The organism is Streptomyces atratus, assembly GCF_040655115.1.
GTDB classification, from domain to species: Bacteria; Actinomycetota; Actinomycetes; order Streptomycetales; family Streptomycetaceae; genus Streptomyces; species Streptomyces atratus_D.
Genome location: NZ_JBFAJH010000001.1, coordinates 109,795 through 128,362 on the forward strand (window position 1 = coordinate 109,795; position 18,568 = coordinate 128,362).

The following is an 18,568-nucleotide window of genomic DNA, read 5'->3' on the forward strand; positions in this document are numbered from 1 at the left end:
ATTCGGGTTTTGAGGAAGGCGTACGGCGGACATGGCGCAGCAGGAGACGGACGAGCAGATCAGCGTCGACGACGAAGGCTTCGTCGTGGACACCGAGGACTGTGAGGCGCGTGAGGCGGCGTACCGCGAGCGCGGGACCTCTCGTCCGATCACGGTCGTGGGCAACCCGGTGCTCCACAAGGAGTGCAAGGACGTCACCGAGTTCGGTGACGAGCTGGGCCGGCTGATCGACGACATGTTCGCCAGCCAGCGGACGGCGGAGGGTGTGGGCCTGGCCGCCAACCAGATCGGCGTGGACCTCAAGGTCTTCGTCTACGACTGCCAGGACGACGACGGTGTGCGGCACGTGGGCGCCGTCTGCAACCCCGTGCTCGAAGAGCTGCCGCCGGAGGAGCGCATCCTCGACGACTCCAACGAGGGCTGCCTCTCCGTCCCGACCGCGTACGCCTCGCTGGCCCGCCCGGACTACGCGGTGGTGCGCGGCCAGGACGCCAAGGGCAACCCGGTCAGGATTCGCGGCAACGGCTACTTCGCGCGCTGCCTGCAGCACGAGACGGACCACCTGTACGGCTACCTGTACATCGACCGGCTCTCGAAGCGGGACCGCAAGGACGCGCTGCGGCAGATGGCGGAGAACACGCCGCGCTACGAGATCGTGCCGAACGACTAGAACCTTCGGCGGGCCCGGTCTCCCCGCGTGGGAGGCCGGGCCCGTCTGCGTTCCCCCGCACCCTCGCCGGTCTTCAACTGCCCTTTTTCCGGGCCTGGTTGACGCGCGGCGACCGGTCCGACAGGCTCTGCCTCCATACCTTCCTCGCGGTAGGGAGCCCGCCATGCTCAGACGTATCGTAAGATCAGTCTTGTCATGACCATGGCTTTCGCGGGCGGGTCGGTGCTCACCTCGGGCACCGCGCAGGCCGACGGCTGCCAGGAAGGGCCCCGCGTATCAGGCAGCTTCGGAGACGGCTACCGGGCCGCGGAACGTGCGGCGGTAGGCATTCGGAGTGGTTCCCAACGACTTGACGAACTGATGGCGCAGCGCGGCCGCATTTCCGAAACCGGTGCGGCCGGCGATCGTATCCATTGTTTCATCGGAGGTCTCCAGCAGGTGCTGTGCCAACAGGACCCGCTGGCGCAGCAACCAGCGGTACGGGGTGGTGCCCGTCTCCTGCTGGAACCGGCGCGCGAAGGTGCGCGGGGACATGTGCGCCTGGGCGGCGAGCTGTTCGACGGTCATCTCCTGGTCGAGATGGCGCTCCATCCAGGTGAGCGTCCCGCCGACCGTGTCGCACGCGGTGCGGGGCAGCGGGCGCTTGATGTACTGCGCCTGGCCGCCGTCGCGGTGCGGCGGGACCACCATCCGGCGGGCGATGGCGTTGGCGACATCGGGGCCGTGTGCCTGACGGACCAGATGCAGACAGGCGTCGATCCCGGCGGCGGTGCCCGCCGAGGTGATGACCGGCCCCTCGTCCACGTACAGCACGTCGGGCTCGACGACGGCCCGCGGGAAGCGGCGGGCCAGCTCGGTGGTGTGGCGCCAGTGGGTCGTGCAGCGGCGGCCGTCCAGCAGCCCGGCCGCGCCGAGGACGTACGCACCGGAGCAGACGCTCAGCACGCGGGCGCCGCGGTCCACCGCCCGACGCAGGGCGTCCAGGACCTCCTCGGGGTACTCACGGTCCATGAAGTGGCTGCCGGCCGGTACGGCGACGAGGTCGGCCTCCTCCAGCCGGTCGAGACCGTGCGGTGTGCTGATGGTGAACCCGGCATGGGTCTGCAGCACCGGGCCTTCCGCGGAGACCACCGCGAAATCGTGGACCGGCAGGCCCTCGTCGCTGCGGTCGAGGCCGAACACCTCGCACAGCACGCCGAGTTCGAAGGGGTGGACCTCGTCCAGCAGGAGAGCGGCGACATTCTTCAGCATGAAGCCAGTGTGGCAGTAATTCGATGCTGTGTGACAGTCCTGCCACTGCCGAATTTCGACCGCACGGACGACAGTAGAGACATGAACACATTCATGAACCTCCTGGGCATAGCCGTACTTTTCGCTCTCGTCCTCCTGCCCACCCTGGTCGGGATCGCAAGGGAGCGCCGGATCGACCGCCGACTGCGGGACGCGGAACGGGGGCGGCGGGCGAAGCCGCGGGGAACGCAGGCCGCAGCCGTTGAGCGGCACCCGTACGTGCGGGGCTGGGCGAGGATCTAGCCCGGTACCTCAAGCGCCGGACGGGCTCGCCCCGGCGAACCTTCTCGGGGTCATGGGTGCCCGAGGGAGATTCGGGTATCGCACAGCGTTACCTCCAAGCCGAGCCGTCGTTCATATGACTGCGAGTCGAACGATGGCACGTGTCTGTGGGGGTGTGAACTGCACTCGTTCTATTGAAGAATGAGCATTTATTAGCGATCACGAGTGATACGTCTCTACGGTCGGTTTTGTGAATCTGACCGAGTGGGCGAAGGCTCAGGGCATTCATCCGCAGACCGCGCGCCGTTGGTTCCGTGAGGGAACGATGCCGGTGCCTGCAATGCGGGTGGGTCCGCGCACGATCCTGGTGAACGTCGAGGTCAACCAGGCCGTCGGTGTCGTCGGTGGTGTGGGTCTGTATGCCCGGGTCTCCTCCCACGACCAGAAAGCCGATCTGGAACGGCAGACCACTCGGCTGGTGGAGTGGGCGGCGAAGGCCGGACACCGGGTCGTGCGCGTCGAGTCCGAGGTCGCCTCGGGCATGAACGGCTCGCGGGCCAAGGTCCGCCGTCTGCTGGCCGACCCGTCGGTGATGACGGTGGTCGTCGAGCACAAGGACCGCCTGGGCCGGATGAACGTCGAGCTCGTCGAGGTCGCGCTGGCCGCGCACGGTCGCCGATTGGTCATTCTTGACGAGGGTGAGGTCGAGGATGACCTGGTCCGCGACATGACCGAGGTGTTGACCTCGTTCTGCGCCCGTCTGTACGGCCGCCGCTCGGCGAGGAACCGCGCGCAGAAAGCGCTTGAGGCGGCTGCGGAGTGAGCGAGCGCAAGAAGCCGTTCCGTCCGATCCGGGACCCGTTCGTGGTCCAGGACGCGACGGGTGTCGCGATCCGCACCCGCCTCAAGGACCTCGCGCCTGCCGATGACAAGGTCATCCGGCTGATCGGCGCCCACATGGGCGGTCTCGCCGCCGCTGACCTCGCCCTGTACTCCCGGGCCGGCTTCGAGCGGAACAAGGACACATGGGCGGGCCGTAAGCAGGGTCTGACGGCTCAGTCGTCGTCCCGGTGGGCGGGCGCGGTCACCAAGGGCACCCACGACCAGTACGCTCTCGCCCGTCGCGGCCAGTTCGCCTGCCGGGACACGCTCCACGACGGCATCCGCATGCTCCTGCACCGTCTGTCCCTCCCTGTCGGGGAAAAGGGCACCAAGGGGAAGCCGGGCGGGTACCGGTCGCAGGGCGAGTGGTTCCACAAGTCCCGCCGCCTGAACATCCTCCACGCCGGTCTCGCGGCCGTGGAGGATGACATCGCGACCGGGCCGGTGCACGTCGTGCGCGGCGGGAAGAAGCTCGCCCGCAACCGGCACAACCTCGCCGCCGCCGGGCTCACCGAGGCCGGATGGCGGGACCGTTGGGAGGCGGCTCGCTGGTTCCTGAGCGCGGACGGGGAGTCGGGGAAGCGGTTCGGGAACGAGACGATCCGCGTCACCCCCGACGGCGAGGTCAGCATCAAGCTGCCCAAGCCGCTGGAGCACCTGGCGAACGCGCCACGAGGCCGGTACGTCGCCCTCGGGCACCCGATCCGGCGACGGACGAAACCGCCCCGTCACCACAAGAGCGATGGTGACGGGCATCGGAACGTCCAGGCCGAACCGGGCACCCGGGGGCGTGAGGGACTCCGCCGGACACGGAACGGAACCGGCCCCCCGAGGGCGGCGACCGGCCGTGCGGTCACAGCGGGGAACCAGCGTGTCCAACACCGTTCGGGACACGCGACTGAGCACGGGCCCTGGCAACAGGACTCACCCCCGCTCAGTTTTTAGGAACGGTACGTAATGGCGAACTCGCACTGGGAACCCCATCCCGGTCTTGCTGAAGCACTGACGCTGGGATGCGAATTCGACCAGTGGTTGGGTCAGCGCACGCCGATCGTTTCCTATGCGCGCTCCAGCCGGAGATAGTGGTCCATCCTCTGCCCAAGGGGCGCCCTCGGAACGCACCCTTCGATCCCGCGTTCATCGAAGTGGTACTCCGGGGCGACGACTGATCCCGGCGGGCTGTCCTCCGAGATATTGCGAAGGACAGCCGACCAGATGGTGCGATCAGAAGTCCTCGTCGAAGTCGACCTTGCCCTCGACGGCCACCTGGTACGCCGATGGACGGCGCTCAAAGAAGTTCGTCAACTCCTGGACACCCTGCAACTCCATGAACGAGAAGGGGTTCGACGATCCATAGACCGGAGCGAGACCGAGCCGACGGAGGCGCTCGTCGGCCACGCACTCCAAGTACTGCCGCATGGAGTCGGTATTCATTCCAGGCAGGCCGTCACCGCAGAGGTCGCGGCCGAACTGGAGCTCAGCTGCGACCGCTTCCTCGAGCATCGCGGAGATGTCCTTCTCCAGCTCCTCGTCGAAGAGGTCGGGCTCCTCCTTGCGGACCGTGTCGACCACCTCGAAGGCGAAGCTCATGTGGCAAGTTTCGTCCCGGAAGACCCAATTCGTCCCCGTGGCGAGACCGTGCAGCAGACCGCGCGAGCGGAACCAGTACACGTACGCGAACGCGCCGTAGAAGAACAGCCCCTCGATGCACGCCGCAAAGCAGATCAGGTTCAGCAGGAAGCGGCGGCGGTCGGCCTTCGTCTCCAGCCGTTCGATCTTCTCGACCGAATCCATCCACGTGAAGCAGAACTGTGCTTTCTCGCGGATCGAGGGGATCTCCTCGACCGCGTCGAACGCCGCCGCACGGTCCTCCGGGTTCGGCAGATACGTGTCCAGCAGCGTCAGATAGAACTGGACGTGCACGGCCTCCTCGAAGAGCTGCCGCGACAGATACAGCCGCGCCTCGGGGGAGTTGATGTGCTTGTACAGGGTCAGTACGAGGTTGTTGGAGACGATCGAGTCACCGGTCGCGAAGAACGCGACGAGCCGGCCGATCATGTGCTGCTCGGCCGGTGTCAGCTTGGCGAGATCGGCGACGTCGGAGTGGAGGTCGACCTCCTCGACCGTCCAGGTGTTCTTGATCGCGTCGCGGTAGCGCTCGTAGAAGTCCGGGTAGCGCATGGGCCGCAGGGTCAGTTCGAAGCCCGGGTCGAGCAGATTCTTGTCGGTTGAACTCATCACTGGCAGGCCTCGCAGGACTCGGGGTTTTCGAGGGAGCAGGCGATCGCGTCCGCGTCGGGAGCCGAAGCCTGCTGTACGGGAAGGGCAGCGGCGACCGTGGCCTGGCCGGACGCAGCCCGGGCGATCCGGGTGGCCGGGCGAGAGCGCAGGTAGTACGTCGTCTTCAGCCCCTGCTTCCAGGCGTACGCGTACATCGAGGAAAGTTTGCCGATCGTCGGCGTCTCCAGGAACAGGTTCAGCGACTGACTCTGGTCCAGGAACGGCGTACGCGCTGCCGCCATGTCGATCAGACCGCGCTGGGGGATCTCCCACGCCGTGCGGTACAGCGCCCGTACGTCCTCCGGGATCCAGGCGAAGCCCTGCACCGACCCGCTCGCCTCGCGCAGTGCCTCGCGGGTCCGCGCGTCCCACACACCCAGCTGCTTCAGCTCGTTCACCAGATAGGCGTTGACCTGGAGAAACTCACCACTGAGGGTTTCGCGCTTGAAGAGGTTGGAGACCTGCGGCTCGATGCACTCGTACACCCCGGCGATCGAGGCGATCGTGGCGGTCGGCGCGATGGCGAGCAGCAGCGAGTTGCGCATGCCGGTCTTCGCGATCCGGGCGCGCAGCGCGTCCCAGCGCTCCGGCCAGCTCAGCTCGGTGTCGTAGTGGTCGGGGTGCAGCACACCGCGGGCGGCGCGCGTCTCGGACCAGGCGGGCAGCGGACCGGAGCGCTCGGCGAGGTCGCAGGACGCCTCGTACGCGGCGAGCATGATCCGCTCGGAAATCTTCGTGGAGAGCGCGCGGGCCTCGGGGGAGTCGAACGGCAGCCGCAGCCGGAAGAAGACGTCCTGGAGCCCCATCGCACCCAGACCCACCGGGCGCCAGCGCGCGTTGGACCGCCCGGCCTGCTCGGTCGGGTAGAAGTTGATGTCGACGACCCGGTCGAGGAACGTCACGGCGGTGCGTACGGTGGAGTCCAGCCGCTCCCAGTCGATGTCCCCGTCGGCCACGAACGAACCGAGGTTGACCGAACCGAGGTTGCAGACGGCGGTCTCGCCGTCGTCGGTGACTTCGAGGATCTCGGTGCACAGGTTCGACGAGTGGACGACGCGACCCGGCTCGGCCGTCTGATTGGCCGTCCGGTTGGAGGCGTCCTTGAACGTCATCCAGCCCTGACCGGTCTGCGCGAGCGTCCGCATCATCCGGCCGTACAGCTCACGCGCGGGCATCGACTTGCGGGCCAGGCCCTTGGCCTCGGCGGCCCGGTACGCGGCGTCGAACTCGTCGCCCCAGAGGTCCACCAGTTCCGGCACGTCGGCGGGGGAGAACAGCGACCAGTCGCCGTCCGCGTCGACCCGGCGCATGAACTCGTCCGGGATCCAGTGCGCCAGGTTGAGGTTGTGCGTACGCCGCTGGTCCTCGCCCGTGTTGTCGCGCAGCTCCAGGAATTCCTCGATGTCCGCGTGCCACGTCTCCAGGTACACGGCGGCGGCGCCCTTGCGGCGGCCGCCCTGATTCACTGCGGCGACGGAGGCGTCGAGTGTCTTCAGGAACGGCACGATGCCGTTGGAGTGCCCGTTGGTGCCGCGGATCAGCGAACCGCGGGCGCGGATCCGGGAGTACGACAGGCCGATGCCGCCCGCGTGCTTGGAGAGCCGCGCCACCTGGTGGTAGCGATCGTAGATCGAGTCGAGCTCGTCCCGCGGCGAGTCCAGCAGATAGCAGGAGGACATCTGCGGGTGCCGGGTGCCGGAGTTGAAGAGCGTGGGGGAGGAGGGGAGATAGTCGAGGCGGCTCATCAGGCCGTACAGCGAGGCGACCTCGTCCAGTGCGCGCACCGACTCGTCCTCGGCGAGACCGGCGGCGACGCGCAGCATGAAGTGCTGCGGCGTCTCGATGACCTGGCGGGCGAGCGGGTGGCGCAGCAGATAGCGGCTGTGGAGTGTCCGCAGCCCGAAGTAGCCGAACCGGTCGTCGGCGCCGTCGGCGAGGGACTGCTCGACCAGCGCGTCGAGCCGGGCCGCGTGGAGTGCCACGAACGCGGCCGTGCGGTCCGCGATCAGACCCTCGCGGTGGCCGACGGCGACCGAGGCGGAGAACGACAGCGCGCCCTGACCGGCCGCCTCGTCCGTGATGGTGCGGGTCAGGAGGCGGGCGGCGAGCCGGGAGTACGCGGGGTCCTCGGCGATCAGACCCGCGGCGGCCTCGGTGGCCAGCGCGCGCAACTCCGCCTCGTCCGACGCGGCGTTGCGGCCGCGCAGCGCGGCGGCGGCGACGCGGCCGGGGTCGGTGTCGGGCAGATCGGCAGTGAGGTCGGTCAGGGTCCGCAGCAGTGCGGTCCCGGGTCCGTCGTTCGTGGTTCCCGCGGACTCGGCGACTGAAGCCGGATCGGCTGGCGCGATGGTCACGTGGTGCTCTCCCTCGCTCGGCTCGGGGCCGGCGGGGGAGCGGGGCAGCCGCGTGGAGGCATGCCCGAAGAAGCAGGGCAGCACTGCGTGCGGCGTCCACCGGCCCATCCGCGAGGCCCGGACGTCTGGGCGTCCGGATCGGTCGAGCCGGACGCGCTGTCGGCAGGTCCTCGGACTTTCAGGGTGCACAAAAGGGCACCGAACACACCGTTGCGGGACAGTTCCGGATTCGCACCGGATTTCCCTGCGGCGACAGCGAGCACGAGCATACATGTGGGGGCCGCCCGATGAGGCGGCCCCCACATGTTGTGTCACATTGGTTCAGAGGCTCAGGCTGTAGGTGAGCAGCGAGAGTCCCTCGACGGGATCCCAGTCCCGTTCCGGCGTGCGTACGAAGCCGAGTCGATGGTAGATCCGGTGGGCGACGAGCATGGCCGGCTGGGTGGACAGGACGAGCCGCGCGACGCCCTCCGTGGCCCGTGCCCGGTCGATACAGGCCCGCACGAGTGCCTCGCCCGCCCCGTGGCCACGTGCCTCCCGTGCGACCGCGAGCATCCGGAACTCGGCCTCGTCGGGGCCGGCGATGTCGGCCCACGGGTTGCCGGGTGGTGCGTACGTGACTCCGCCGAGGAGCGTGCCGTCGGCACCGACGGCGACGAGCACGTCGGCCTCGGCGACGCGACGGGGCACGTCCCGGAGTGTTTCGAGATACGGGTTGTCGGCGCTGAAGTCGAGCAGGCCGTCGTCGAGGTAGGCGTGGGCGGTGATCTGCCCGAGGGCGGTGTGTTCCGCCGGGGCGATCGGGCGGATCGAAAGGTCCATGCCGGGAGTGTGCCGTACGGGTGGGGCGGGATGAGGTGGGGTGGTGCCGGACGGGCCCGGTGCAGCCCGTCCGGCGAGGGAACCAGGGCGTGTGTCGGAAGTCCCGCCTGCCCGGCGACGCCTGGCACGCACGCTCGCTGCGTTGTCGGGGTCGTCCACGTACGTCCGGTACGAGGACGACCCTCCGCCGTGCGATCGCACGCACCGGACGCCGCCGGGCCCGCCCTTCGGGCGGACGGCGGGACTTCCGCACACGCCCTAGTTGGCGGACGGGCTCGCGTCGGGTGACGGGCTCGACTCGGGCCTGGCCGAGGGGAGTTCCACCTGGACGCCCGGATCGCCGGCGTCCGCCGTGTAGTCCGCCGGGGACGTCTCGTCGACGCCCGCCGGGGCCTTTATCGCGTTCAGGACGAACGTCAGCACCACGGTCACCACGGCGTTCAGTACGAACGCCGTCAGACCGATGTAGCCGATCTCGCCGATCCCCGGGATCTCCTTCGAGGATCCGCCGAAGTGCGCCTGGGTCGGGCTTGCCACTCCGTACGCGGCGAGCGTCCCGTACACCATGCCGACCGCCCAGCCCGCGAGCAGCGCCCAGCGGTGGAACCACCGGGTGAACAGGCCGCCGACCAGCGCCGGGAACGTCTGCAGGATCCAGATCCCGCCGAGCAGCTGGAAGTTGATCGCGACCGTCTTGTCCATGGTGAGGACGAAGGCGAGCGCGCCGACCTTCACCAGCAGCGACACCAGCTTGGAGACCTTCGTCTCCTGGGCCGGGGTCGCGTCCGGCTTCAGGAAGTCCTTGTAGATGTTCCGGGTGAAGAGGTTCGCCGCGGCGATCGACATGATCGCGGCGGGCACCAGCGCGCCGATGCCGATCGCGGCGAACGCCACCCCGGCGAACCAGTCGGGGAACATGTTCTCGAACAGCTGCGGGATCGCCAACTGTGCGTTCTCCACCTTGACTCCGGCGGCGATCGCCATGAAGCCGAGCAACGCCAGCAGGCCCAGCATCAGCGAGTACAGCGGCAGGATCGTGGTGTTCCGCCGGATCACCTCGCGGCTGCGGCTGGAGAGCGTCGCCGTGATCGAGTGCGGGTACATGAAGAGCGCGAGCGCCGAACCCAATGCCAGGGTGGCGTACGTCCATTGGCGCGATACCCCGGGCGCGAGGCCTGCCACCGGTTTGCCGGCGGCCTTGTTGACGGCTGAGAACTTCTCGTTCGCCCCGGCGAAGATGTCGTCGAAGCCGCCCAGCTTGATCGGGATGTAGATGATCGCCACCGCGATGACCAGGTAGATCAGCCCGTCCTTGACGAACGCGATCAGCGCGGGGGCGCGCAGCCCGGAGGAGTACGTGTACGCGGCGAGCACCGCGAACGCGATCAGCAACGGCAGGTCCTTGACGAACCAGTTGGTGTTCTCGCCGCCGCCGACGCCCATCACGTCCAGCACCGCCTGGATGCCGACGAGCTGGAGCGCGATGTACGGCATCGTGGCGAGGATGCCGGTGACGGCGACCGCCAGCGACAGTCCCTTCGATCCGAAGCGGCCGCGGACGAAGTCCGAGGTGGTGACGTACCCGTGCTTGTGCGAGACCGACCACAGGCGCGGCAGGAAGGTGAAGATCAGCGGGTACACGAGGATGGTGTACGGGACCGCGAAGAAGCCGGCCGCGCCCGCTGCGTAGATCGCGGCGGGTACGGCGACGAAGGTGTACGCGGTGTAAAGGTCGCCGCCGAGCAGGAACCAGGTGACCCAGGTGCCGAACGACCTGCCACCCAGGCCCCATTCGTCGAGACTGGCCTCGTTCTCGGCCTTGCGCCAGCGCGCGGCCATGAAGCCGATGACCGTGACGGCCAGGAAGAAGAAGATGAAGACGCCGAGCGCGACGCCGTTCACGCCGTCCTTCATGCCGACGCACCCCCCTTGCGGGCGCGCTGGTCACGCTGCCAGAGCTTGTACGCGACCATCGTGAGCGCCGTGGAGATCAGCACCCAGACCATCTGGTACCAGTAGAAGAACGGAATACCGATGAAGGTGGGGTCCACCTTCGCGTACGAACCCACCCAGAGCATCGCCACGAACGGCGCGATGAGGCAGAGGGCGATGACCACCCTCATAGGTGTGACCGTCGGTGGTTTCGTATCTGTTTCTTCCGGCATGTGGCGACTCCGTTCCCTCGCTGACCACCTTTTGTCATGCGCAGGAAATCTAGGGGAGGGTTTCGGCCACCGTCACCCCCTGTCCGCATTGCGGTCCGGCAACGGAGTGACGGAGCCGGCGGAGGGATCCTGCCCGGTGGACCGACTCCTGATGCTCTGCCCGGGTCTGGACAGTTGTCCGGTCAGGAGCCGGTCCGCGGCTTCAGTCGGTCGGCCGCTTCAGACGCGCCACGAACTTGTAGCGGTCGCCGCGGTACACCGACCGCACCCACTCGACCGGTTCGCCGTGTCCGTCCAGGGAGTGACGGGACAGCATCAGCATCGGCAGGCCCACGTCCGTGCCGAGCAGACCGGCCTCGCGCGGGGTGGCGAGCGAGGTCTCGATCGTCTCCTCGGCCTCGGCCAGCCGTACGTCGTACACCTCGGCCAGCGCCGTGTAGAGCGAGGTGTACTTCACCAGCGAACGACGCAAGGCGGGGAAGCGTTTGGCCGAAAGGTGGGTGGTCTCGATGGCCATCGGTTCACCGCTGGCCAGGCGGAGCCGCTCGATCCGCAGCACCCGGCCGCCGGTCGTGATGTCCAGCAGTCCGGCGAGGGTGTCGTCGGCCGTGACATATCCGATGTCCAGTAGCTGAGATGTCGGCTCCAGCCCCTGGGCGCGCATGTCCTCGGTGTAGGAGGTGAGCTGCAGGGCCTGCGAGACCTTCGGCTTGGCCACGAACGTGCCCTTGCCCTGGATGCGCTCCAGCCGGCCCTCGACGACCAGTTCCTGGAGCGCCTGGCGCACGGTGGTGCGCGAGGTGTCGAACTCGGCGGCCAGGGTCCGCTCCGGTGGCACCGGGGTGCCGGGCGGCATGGTGTCCGTCATGTCGAGGAGGTGGCGCTTCAGCCGGTAGTACTTCGGGACGCGCGCGGTGCGCGTCCCCGCGCCCGCGCCCGTCTCGTTCTCCGCACTGCCCCCGTCGGCGCCCATGGCCCGCCTTCCCGACTGCTGCGTTGCTGCCGTCACCGGCTCCTCCGTCTGTCGCGGCTCATGGTGGCACGGTCCGGTCACGACTCGTCGCCCTCCCTCAGGTGTCGGTCCTGTAACGGACGCGAGTGCACTTCTTATACACCCTTGACACCCCTAAAGGTCTAGGCCAAGCTCCGAGTACTGGTCTAAACCATTAAAGACCAGGTCCCAGCCCCACGGGCAGTACCCGTCGCGTGTAATTGTGCGACGGACGGCGATCTCGGGTGGTGGGGGGATTCTCTTGCATCCCTGAGGAGGGTGTCGTGAAGCGCGGACTCATCGCGGCCATTGGTGTGGTGGCTCTCTTGGCCGGTGCCACTGCCTGTGGCTCGGACGACAAGACCGACAGCAGCAAGAAGACCGGCCCCGACAGCTACAAGGGCCAGACGCTGACCGTCTGGGCCATGGACGGCTCCACGCCTCCCGGCTGGACGAAGGACCTCACCGCCGCCTTCGAGAAGAAGACCGGCGCCACGCTGAAGTTCCAGACCCAGAAGTGGGACGGCATTCAGCAGAAGATCACGACGGCCCTCTCCGAGTCGACCCCGCCGGACGTCCTCGAGGTCGGCAACACCCAGACTCCGGCGTACGCGGCCACCGGTGGCCTCGCCGACCTGAGCGACCTCAAGCAGGAGATGGGCGGCGACTGGGTCGACGCGCTCAACAAGTCCTCGGTCTTCGACGGCAAGCAGTACGCCGCCCCGTGGTACTTCGCCAACCGCGTCGTCATCTACAACAAGAAGGTCTGGGCCGACGCCGGCATCAAGGACACCCCGAAGACGCGCGACGAGTTCTTCAAGGACCTCGACGCCATCAAGAAGAAGGGCAAGGCCGAGCCGATCTACATGCCCGGCCAGAACTGGTACTTCTTCGACGGCCTGACCATCGGTCAGGGCGCGGACCTTGTGAAGAAGGAAGGCGACACCTACGTCTCCAACCTCTCCGACCCCAAGGTCGCCGCGGCCATGGAGCTCTACAAGAAGTACCAGTCCTACTCCAAGGCCCCCAAGGACAAGGACGAGGCCACCCCGCAGCAGGCCGAGGTCTTCGCCAAGGGCAACGTCGGTGCCTTCGTCGGCATGGGCTGGGAGGCGGGCACGGCCATCGCGGCCAACAAGAAGATCGAGGGCGACATCGGCTACTTCACCATCCCGGGTGAGACCGCCGACAAGCCCGAGGGCGTCTTCCTCGGTGGCTCCAACTTCGCGGTCGCCGCGAGCAGCAAGAAGCAGGACCTCGCCAAGGAGTTCCTGAAGCTCGCCCTGTCCGACCAGTTCGAGGGCCAGCTGGCCAAGGAGAACGGCGTCATCCCGAACAAGGAGTCGCTCAACTCCAACCTGACCGGCAACGGCGCCGCCGAGGCCGCGGCCCCCGCCGCCGCCGCCGGTGGCACCACCCCGCTCATCCCCGAGTGGGCCGCTGTCGAGAACGCGCCGAACCCGATCAAGAGCTACATGACTGCGGTTCTGAACGGTAAGTCCCCGGCCGACGCCGCCAAGGCGGTCGAGGCGGAGATCAACAAGCGTCTCTCGCAGAAGAGCTGACCGCACACGCCGGGGGGCGGGCACCTGCTGCCCTCCGGCGCTCCCGCGTGACTCGACCGTACGGCCCAAGAAGAGATGGCGAGCATGTCAGTGCAGACCGAAAAAGTGGACTCGGTCCCGGCAGCCGGCGTCCGCAAGGATGATGCCCCTCGCGGTGGTCCCGCCGCATCGAGCACGCAGCGGGCCGGTGCATCCGCCCCCTACCTGCTCCTCCTGCCCGCACTGCTCGCCACAGCGGTGCTCCTGGGCTACCCGCTGGTCAAGAACGGCATGCTGTCGTTCCAGAACCTCAACCCGCGCCAGCTGATCCTGCACCTGACCGAGTGGAACGGCGTCGACAACTACGCCGAAGTCCTCGGCAGTTCAGATTTCTGGAAGGTCGTCGAGCGTTCGGTCTTCTTCACCGCCGCCAATGTCGTCCTGATCATGGTGCTCGGGACCCTGGCCGGCCTGCTGCTCGCCCGCCTCGGCAAGAAGATGCGGCTGCTCCTCATGCTGGGCCTGGTGCTCGCCTGGGCCATGCCGATCATCGCCGCGACCACGGTCTACCAGTGGCTGTTCGCCCAGCGCTTCGGTGTCGTCAACTATGTGCTCGACAGCCTCGGCTGGCACTCGATGGCCGACTACAACTGGACGAGCACCCAGTTCTCCACCTTCTCACTGGTCACCCTGGTGATCGTCTGGCAGTCCATCCCGTTCGTGGCGATCAACCTGTACGCCGCGTCGACGACGATCCCCAAGGAGCTGTACGAGGCCGCCTCGCTCGACGGCGCCGGAACCTGGAAGAGCTTCACCTCGGTGACGTTCCCGTTCCTCAAGCCGTTCCTGCTGGCCACCACGTTCCTCGAAGTCATCTGGGTCTTCAAGTCCTTCGCCCAGCTCTTCGCGATCAACGGCGGTGGCCCGGACCGGCTCACCGAGACCCTGCCCGTCTACGCCTTCGTCGAAGGTGTCGGCAACCAGCACTTCGGCATGGGCTCTGCCATCTCGTTCCTGACGGTCATCGTCCTGCTGGCGATGACCGGCTACTACCTGCGCACCGTACTCAAGCAAGAGGAGGACGAGCTGTGAGGCGCTCACTGTTCGGCCGGATCTGGCCCAACGCGACGGCGGTCGTCCTCTTCATAGGCTTCGCCTTCCCCGTCTACTGGATGTTCAGCACGGCCTTCAAGCCGACCGGCGACATCATCACCGACACCCCGGTGTGGTTCCCCACGGACATCACGTTGGAGCACTTCAAGAAGGCCGTCGCGGCGGACCACTTCTGGGCCCTGGTCCGCAACTCGTTGACCGTCACCGTGCTCTCCGTGGCCGCCTCGCTGGTGATCGCGCTGCTGGCGTCCTTCGCGATGGCGCGCATGCGCTTCAAGGGCCGCCGCGGCATCCTGCTGACGTTCATGATCGCGCAGATGGCGCCGTGGGAAGTCATGGTCATCGCGATCTACATGCTGGTCCGCGACGCGGACATGCTGAACAGCCTGGTCCCGCTGACGGTCTTCTACATGATGATGGTCCTGCCCTTCGCCATCCTCACGCTGCGCGGCTATGTCGCCGCGGTGCCCAAGGAACTGGAGGAGTCCGCCATGGTCGACGGCTGCACCCGCCCGCAGGCCTTCATGAAGGTGATCCTGCCGCTGCTCGGCCCCGGTCTGATGGCGACCTCGCTCTTCGGCTTCATCACCGCCTGGAACGAATTCCCGCTCGTCCTCATCCTCAACAAGGACATCGAGTCCCAGACCCTGCCGCTCTGGCTCTCGCAGTTCCAGACCGCGTTCGGTGACGACTGGGGGGCGACCATGGCTGCCTCCTCGCTCTTCGCGATCCCGATCCTGATCCTCTTCATCTACTTGCAGCGCAAGGCCGTCAGCGGTCTTACCGACGGCGCCGTGAAGGGATAACGCCGCGTCATGACCACGCTCACCTCCACTACGGACACCGTCACGCGCGACGCCCTCGCCGTCCTGCAGCCCGGCTTCGCCGGCACCACCGCGCCGGACTGGCTGCTGCGCCGAGTCGGCGAGGGACTCTGCTCCGTCGGGCTGTTCGGCCGCAACATCCAGACGCCGGAGCAGCTCTCCGCCCTCACGGCGCAGCTCCGGGCCGAGCGCGACGACGTACTCGTCGCGATCGACGAGGAGGGCGGTGATGTCACCCGGCTCGAGGTGCGTCATGGCTCGTCCTTCCCCGGCAACCTCGCCCTCGGCGCCGTCGACGACCTGGGGCTGACCCGTGCGGTCGCCCAGGAGCTCGGCCGCCGGCTCGCCGAGTGCGGCGTCAACCTCAACTGGGCGCCGTCCGCCGACGTCAACTCGAACCCGGGCAACCCGGTCATCGGCGTACGGTCCTTCGGAGCCGACCCGCGCCTCGTCGCCCGGCACACCGCCGCGTACGTCGAGGGACTGCAGGCCGCCGGGGTCGCCGCCTGCACCAAGCACTTCCCGGGGCACGGCGACACCGCGGTCGACTCGCACCACGCGCTGCCCCGCATCGATGTGGACCTCGACACCCTGCACGCCCGTGAGCTGGTGCCTTTCCGGGCGGCGATCGCAGCGGGTTCCAAATCGGTGATGAGCGCGCATATTCTGCTTCCCGCGCTCGACCCCGACCGCCCGGCGACGCTGAGCCCGCAGATCCTCACCGGTCTGCTGCGCGAGGAACTGGGTTATGACGGACTGATCGTCACCGACGGCATGGAGATGCAGGCCATCTCCTCGACGTACGGGATCGAGCGCGGTTCCGTCCTCGCGATCGCCGCGGGCGCCGACGCGATCTGCGTCGGCGGCGGGCTGGACGACGAGGACACCGTGCTGCGGCTGCGCGACGCGCTGGTCGCGGCGGTACGGACCGGCGAACTGCCCGAGGAGCGGCTGGCCGACGCGGCGGCACGGGTACGCGCCCTCGCGTCCTGGACGCAGCGGGGGGCTGTCCCGGAGCCGGACGCGGCAACGAAGGAGGGGACCGCGCCCGGCACCGGTATCGCTTCCGACATCGGCCTGATGGCCGCCCGTCGTGCGGTGCAGGTGACCGGCACGGCCGGACCGCTGACCGAGCCGGCGTACGTCGCCGCGTTCACCCCGGTCGCGAACATAGCGGTCGGCGACGAGACCCCGTGGGGCGTCGCGGCCGAACTGACGCGGATCCTGCCGGGCACCGGCACCGACACGTACAACAGCGAGACCGAGGCGCCCGTGACAGCGGTCCTGGACGCCGCGGGGGACCGCCGCATCGTCGCGGTCGTCCGCGACGCCCACCGCCATCCGTGGATGACGGACGCCGTCGACGCCCTGATCGCCGGGCGCCCCGACACGGTGGTCGTCGAAATGGGCGTCCCCCAGGAGTCGCCGAGAGGCGCCCTGTACGTAGCCACCCATGGCGCGGCCCGGGTCTGCGGCCAGGCGGCGGCAGAGGCCATCACGGGAACGCCCGGACCGTACGGAGCCGGAGACGGGAAGGGTCGCACGCAGTTCCGCGGTGATTCCGGCCCGGAGAATCAAGCCCGTCCGGCTTGAGGACGAGGCGCCCAGCCGTCGCGACGGCAACACGGAAGGGCCGGGGCACCGACACGGTGCCCCGGCCCTTCCGTGTGCCCGGCGACCTGGTGCCGCGACCGGCAAGGTTTGCCCCGTCGCGGCGACTGGCACGCGCGCTCGCGGCCTTGGCCAAAAGCCCAGTCAGCTTCGCTACAAGGGCGCCCGGCCACGTTGCGATCACACGCACCGGCCGCCGCTCCTTGACGGGCAACCTTGCCGGTCGCGGCGCTAGTGCCCCTCCCGGCAAGCTATGCCCCGTCGCGCCGCCCAGCACGCACGCTCGCCGCGTTGGCCAAAAGCCCTGGTAGCTCCTTCCCCAAGCTCTCAACTCCGTTCGAGCAGGGGAGACCCCATCCAAGGACTTCCGGCCGCCTTGCGATCGCACGCACCGGACGACGCTCCTTCCGGGCAAACATTGCCGGTCACGGCACTAGATCCCCTGCCACCGCGGCTTCGCCGCATACGTGGCCCGGAAGTAGTCCGCCAGCTTCAGCTTCGACGCCGCGGCCTCGTCCACGACCACCGTCGCATGCGGATGCAGCTGCAGGGCCGACGCCGGTACGAACGACGCCACCGGCCCCTCGACGGTCAGCGCCACCGCCTCGGCCTTGCCCTCGCCCGTCGCCAGCAGGACCGGGTGGCGGGACTCCAGGATCGTGCCGATGCCCTGGGTGATGACGTGGTGCGGCACCTGGCTGATGTCGTTGCCGAAGAAGCGCGCGTTGTCGACCCGGGTCTGCTCGGTCAGCGTCTTGATCCGGGTACGGGACGCCAGCGAGGAGCACGGCTCGTTGAAGCCGATGTGCCCGTCCGTGCCGATCCCGAGCAGCTGCAGGTCCACGCCGCCCGCCGCGGCGAGCGCCTGGTCGTACGCCTCGCAGGCGGCCTGGACGTCCTCGGCGGAACCGTCCGGGCCCATGAAGGAATCCTCGGACAGTCCGAGCGGTTCGACGACCTCGCGCAGCACCACCGAACGGTACGACTCGGGATGGCCGGCCGGCAGTCCGACGTACTCGTCGAGCTGGCAGATGCGCGCACGCGAAGCGTCCACCTCGCCGGAGCGCACCTTGGCCGCCAGCGCCTGGTAGATGGGCAGCGGGGTCGAGCCGGTGGCAACGCCGAGGAGGGCGTCGGGCTTGCGGCTCAGCAGGGCGCCGATGGCCCCCGCGATGAGTTCGCCGCCTGCCTTGGCGTCCGGGACGATGACAACTTCCACGCGGGGCCTGCCGATCTGAAGAGTCGCGACATGTGGTATAGACCAATATAAGGCCAATCTAGCAGAGCCTGGCAACCCGCCGGTGACGTCCGGGTATCCCTCGTGCACTGTCCGGCCGCCGCCCGCCGGCGGCGCTCCCGTGCCCCGTGGTCGACCGGGACGAACGGCGGCGAGGCCCTCCAGCCGGTCCTGGACCGGCTGTGCGGCGGCGGCGCGGACCTTTTTTATGGCCGGCCCGAAGGCCCGGGTGGAGGCGGCGTCCGCGGGCTTCGTGCTGCCGGCGGCCGGGGTCGCCGAGGAGGTCCAGCCGATTCTGGAGATCCTGCCGCTGCAGATGCTGGCGTACGCGGTGACGATCGCCCGCGGCCAGGACGCCGACGCGCCCCGTGCGCCGGCCAAGGTCACCGAGACCCGTTGGCCGTGCCGGTCTCCGGCGGCGGGCCCGCAGAAACACCCGCGGGCCGCGGCGCCAGGACGGGACCCTCAGCCCGTCCGGCACCGCAGCCCGGAGTTGCTCGGCCGGCGGTGTGCGGTGCCCCCGGCCGGGGGAGGTACCGGCGCAGTCAGGGCAGAGAGCGCGG

At 68.5% G+C, this 18,568-nt stretch carries 15 protein-coding genes, 2 pseudogenes and 1 riboswitch; of the genes and pseudogenes, 9 read left to right on the forward strand and 8 right to left on the reverse strand.

Annotated features, from left to right (window positions below):
* Positions 1-31: 31 nt before the first annotated feature.
* Positions 32-670 (forward strand): peptide deformylase, encoded by a 639-nt coding sequence (gene def / locus AB0I23_RS00520; RefSeq protein WP_037689027.1) that lies wholly within the window; start codon positions 32-34, stop codon positions 668-670.
* A gap of 276 nt (positions 671-946) precedes the next feature.
* Here def and AB0I23_RS00525 read toward each other — a convergent pair whose 3' ends face one another.
* Complete coding sequence (locus AB0I23_RS00525; RefSeq protein ID WP_359105380.1) at positions 947-1,921, reverse strand: GlxA family transcriptional regulator; 975 nt, start codon at positions 1,919-1,921, stop codon at positions 947-949.
* 81 nt (positions 1,922-2,002) lie between these two features.
* On the opposite strand from AB0I23_RS00525, the gene AB0I23_RS00530 reads away from it, so the two are divergent.
* The 3 genes and pseudogenes from AB0I23_RS00530 to AB0I23_RS41570 all read left to right on the forward strand — a co-directional run.
* On the forward strand, positions 2,003-2,203 hold the full coding sequence (locus AB0I23_RS00530) for a hypothetical protein (protein ID WP_359105383.1): 201 nt from the start codon (positions 2,003-2,005) through the stop codon (positions 2,201-2,203).
* A 229-nt stretch (positions 2,204-2,432) separates the two neighbouring features.
* A complete protein-coding gene (locus AB0I23_RS00535) occupies positions 2,433-3,005 on the forward strand; it encodes an IS607 family transposase (RefSeq protein WP_359105385.1) in 573 nt (190 codons plus the stop codon).
* A gap of 134 nt (positions 3,006-3,139) precedes the next feature.
* Positions 3,140-3,751 (forward strand): annotated as a pseudogene (locus AB0I23_RS41570) (IS200/IS605 family accessory protein TnpB-related protein); the annotation flags it as partial.
* A 537-nt stretch (positions 3,752-4,288) separates the two neighbouring features.
* On the opposite strand, the gene AB0I23_RS00545 reads toward AB0I23_RS41570, so the two are convergent.
* From AB0I23_RS00545 to AB0I23_RS00570, 6 genes are all read right to left on the reverse strand, one after another.
* The gene (locus AB0I23_RS00545; protein WP_359105390.1) at positions 4,289-5,302 is read right to left on the reverse strand and encodes a ribonucleotide-diphosphate reductase subunit beta; all 1,014 of its coding nucleotides are present in this window, start codon (positions 5,300-5,302) and stop codon (positions 4,289-4,291) included.
* The gene (locus AB0I23_RS00550) at positions 5,302-7,698 is read right to left on the reverse strand and encodes a ribonucleoside-diphosphate reductase subunit alpha (protein WP_359105393.1); all 2,397 of its coding nucleotides are present in this window, start codon (positions 7,696-7,698) and stop codon (positions 5,302-5,304) included. Before AB0I23_RS00550 ends, AB0I23_RS00545 begins: the two co-directional genes overlap by 1 nt.
* A gap of 156 nt (positions 7,699-7,854) precedes the next feature.
* Positions 7,855-7,954, reverse strand: a riboswitch (adenosylcobalamin-variant (AdoCbl-variant) riboswitch).
* 65 nt (positions 7,955-8,019) lie between these two features.
* Positions 8,020-8,520, reverse strand: coding sequence for a GNAT family N-acetyltransferase (locus AB0I23_RS00555; protein WP_359105396.1), 501 nt, complete (start codon positions 8,518-8,520; stop codon positions 8,020-8,022).
* 258 nt (positions 8,521-8,778) lie between these two features.
* Positions 8,779-10,434: a monocarboxylate uptake permease MctP gene (gene mctP, locus AB0I23_RS00560; RefSeq protein WP_359105399.1), complete on the reverse strand. Its 1,656-nt coding sequence runs from the start codon at positions 10,432-10,434 to the stop codon at positions 8,779-8,781.
* A complete protein-coding gene (locus tag AB0I23_RS00565; RefSeq protein ID WP_436846851.1) occupies positions 10,431-10,685 on the reverse strand; it encodes a DUF3311 domain-containing protein in 255 nt (84 codons plus the stop codon). Before AB0I23_RS00565 ends, mctP begins: the two co-directional genes overlap by 4 nt.
* Positions 10,686-10,887: 202 nt before the next feature.
* Positions 10,888-11,658, reverse strand: coding sequence for a GntR family transcriptional regulator (locus tag AB0I23_RS00570; protein ID WP_359106216.1), 771 nt, complete (start codon positions 11,656-11,658; stop codon positions 10,888-10,890).
* Positions 11,659-11,960: 302 nt separating this feature from the next.
* Here AB0I23_RS00570 and AB0I23_RS00575 point away from each other — a divergent pair, with 302 nt between their 5' ends.
* From AB0I23_RS00575 to AB0I23_RS00590, 4 genes are all read left to right on the forward strand, one after another.
* A complete protein-coding gene (locus AB0I23_RS00575; RefSeq protein WP_359105403.1) occupies positions 11,961-13,241 on the forward strand; it encodes an extracellular solute-binding protein in 1,281 nt (426 codons plus the stop codon).
* Positions 13,242-13,325: 84 nt separating this feature from the next.
* On the forward strand, positions 13,326-14,312 hold the full coding sequence (locus tag AB0I23_RS00580; protein ID WP_359105406.1) for a carbohydrate ABC transporter permease: 987 nt from the start codon (positions 13,326-13,328) through the stop codon (positions 14,310-14,312).
* On the forward strand, positions 14,309-15,139 hold the full coding sequence (locus AB0I23_RS00585) for a carbohydrate ABC transporter permease (protein WP_359105409.1): 831 nt from the start codon (positions 14,309-14,311) through the stop codon (positions 15,137-15,139). The genes AB0I23_RS00580 and AB0I23_RS00585 overlap by 4 nt, the downstream gene beginning before the upstream one ends.
* A gap of 9 nt (positions 15,140-15,148) precedes the next feature.
* Positions 15,149-16,750: a glycoside hydrolase family 3 protein gene (locus AB0I23_RS00590; protein ID WP_359105412.1), complete on the forward strand. Its 1,602-nt coding sequence runs from the start codon at positions 15,149-15,151 to the stop codon at positions 16,748-16,750.
* 451 nt (positions 16,751-17,201) lie between these two features.
* On the opposite strand, the gene nagB is transcribed toward AB0I23_RS00590, so the two are convergent.
* Complete coding sequence (gene nagB / locus AB0I23_RS00595; protein ID WP_359105415.1) at positions 17,202-17,987, reverse strand: glucosamine-6-phosphate deaminase; 786 nt, start codon at positions 17,985-17,987, stop codon at positions 17,202-17,204.
* A 153-nt stretch (positions 17,988-18,140) separates the two neighbouring features.
* On the opposite strand from nagB, the pseudogene AB0I23_RS00600 reads away from it, so the two are divergent.
* Positions 18,141-18,402 (forward strand): annotated as a pseudogene (locus AB0I23_RS00600) (SIS domain-containing protein); the annotation flags it as partial.
* Positions 18,403-18,568 lie beyond the last annotated feature (166 nt).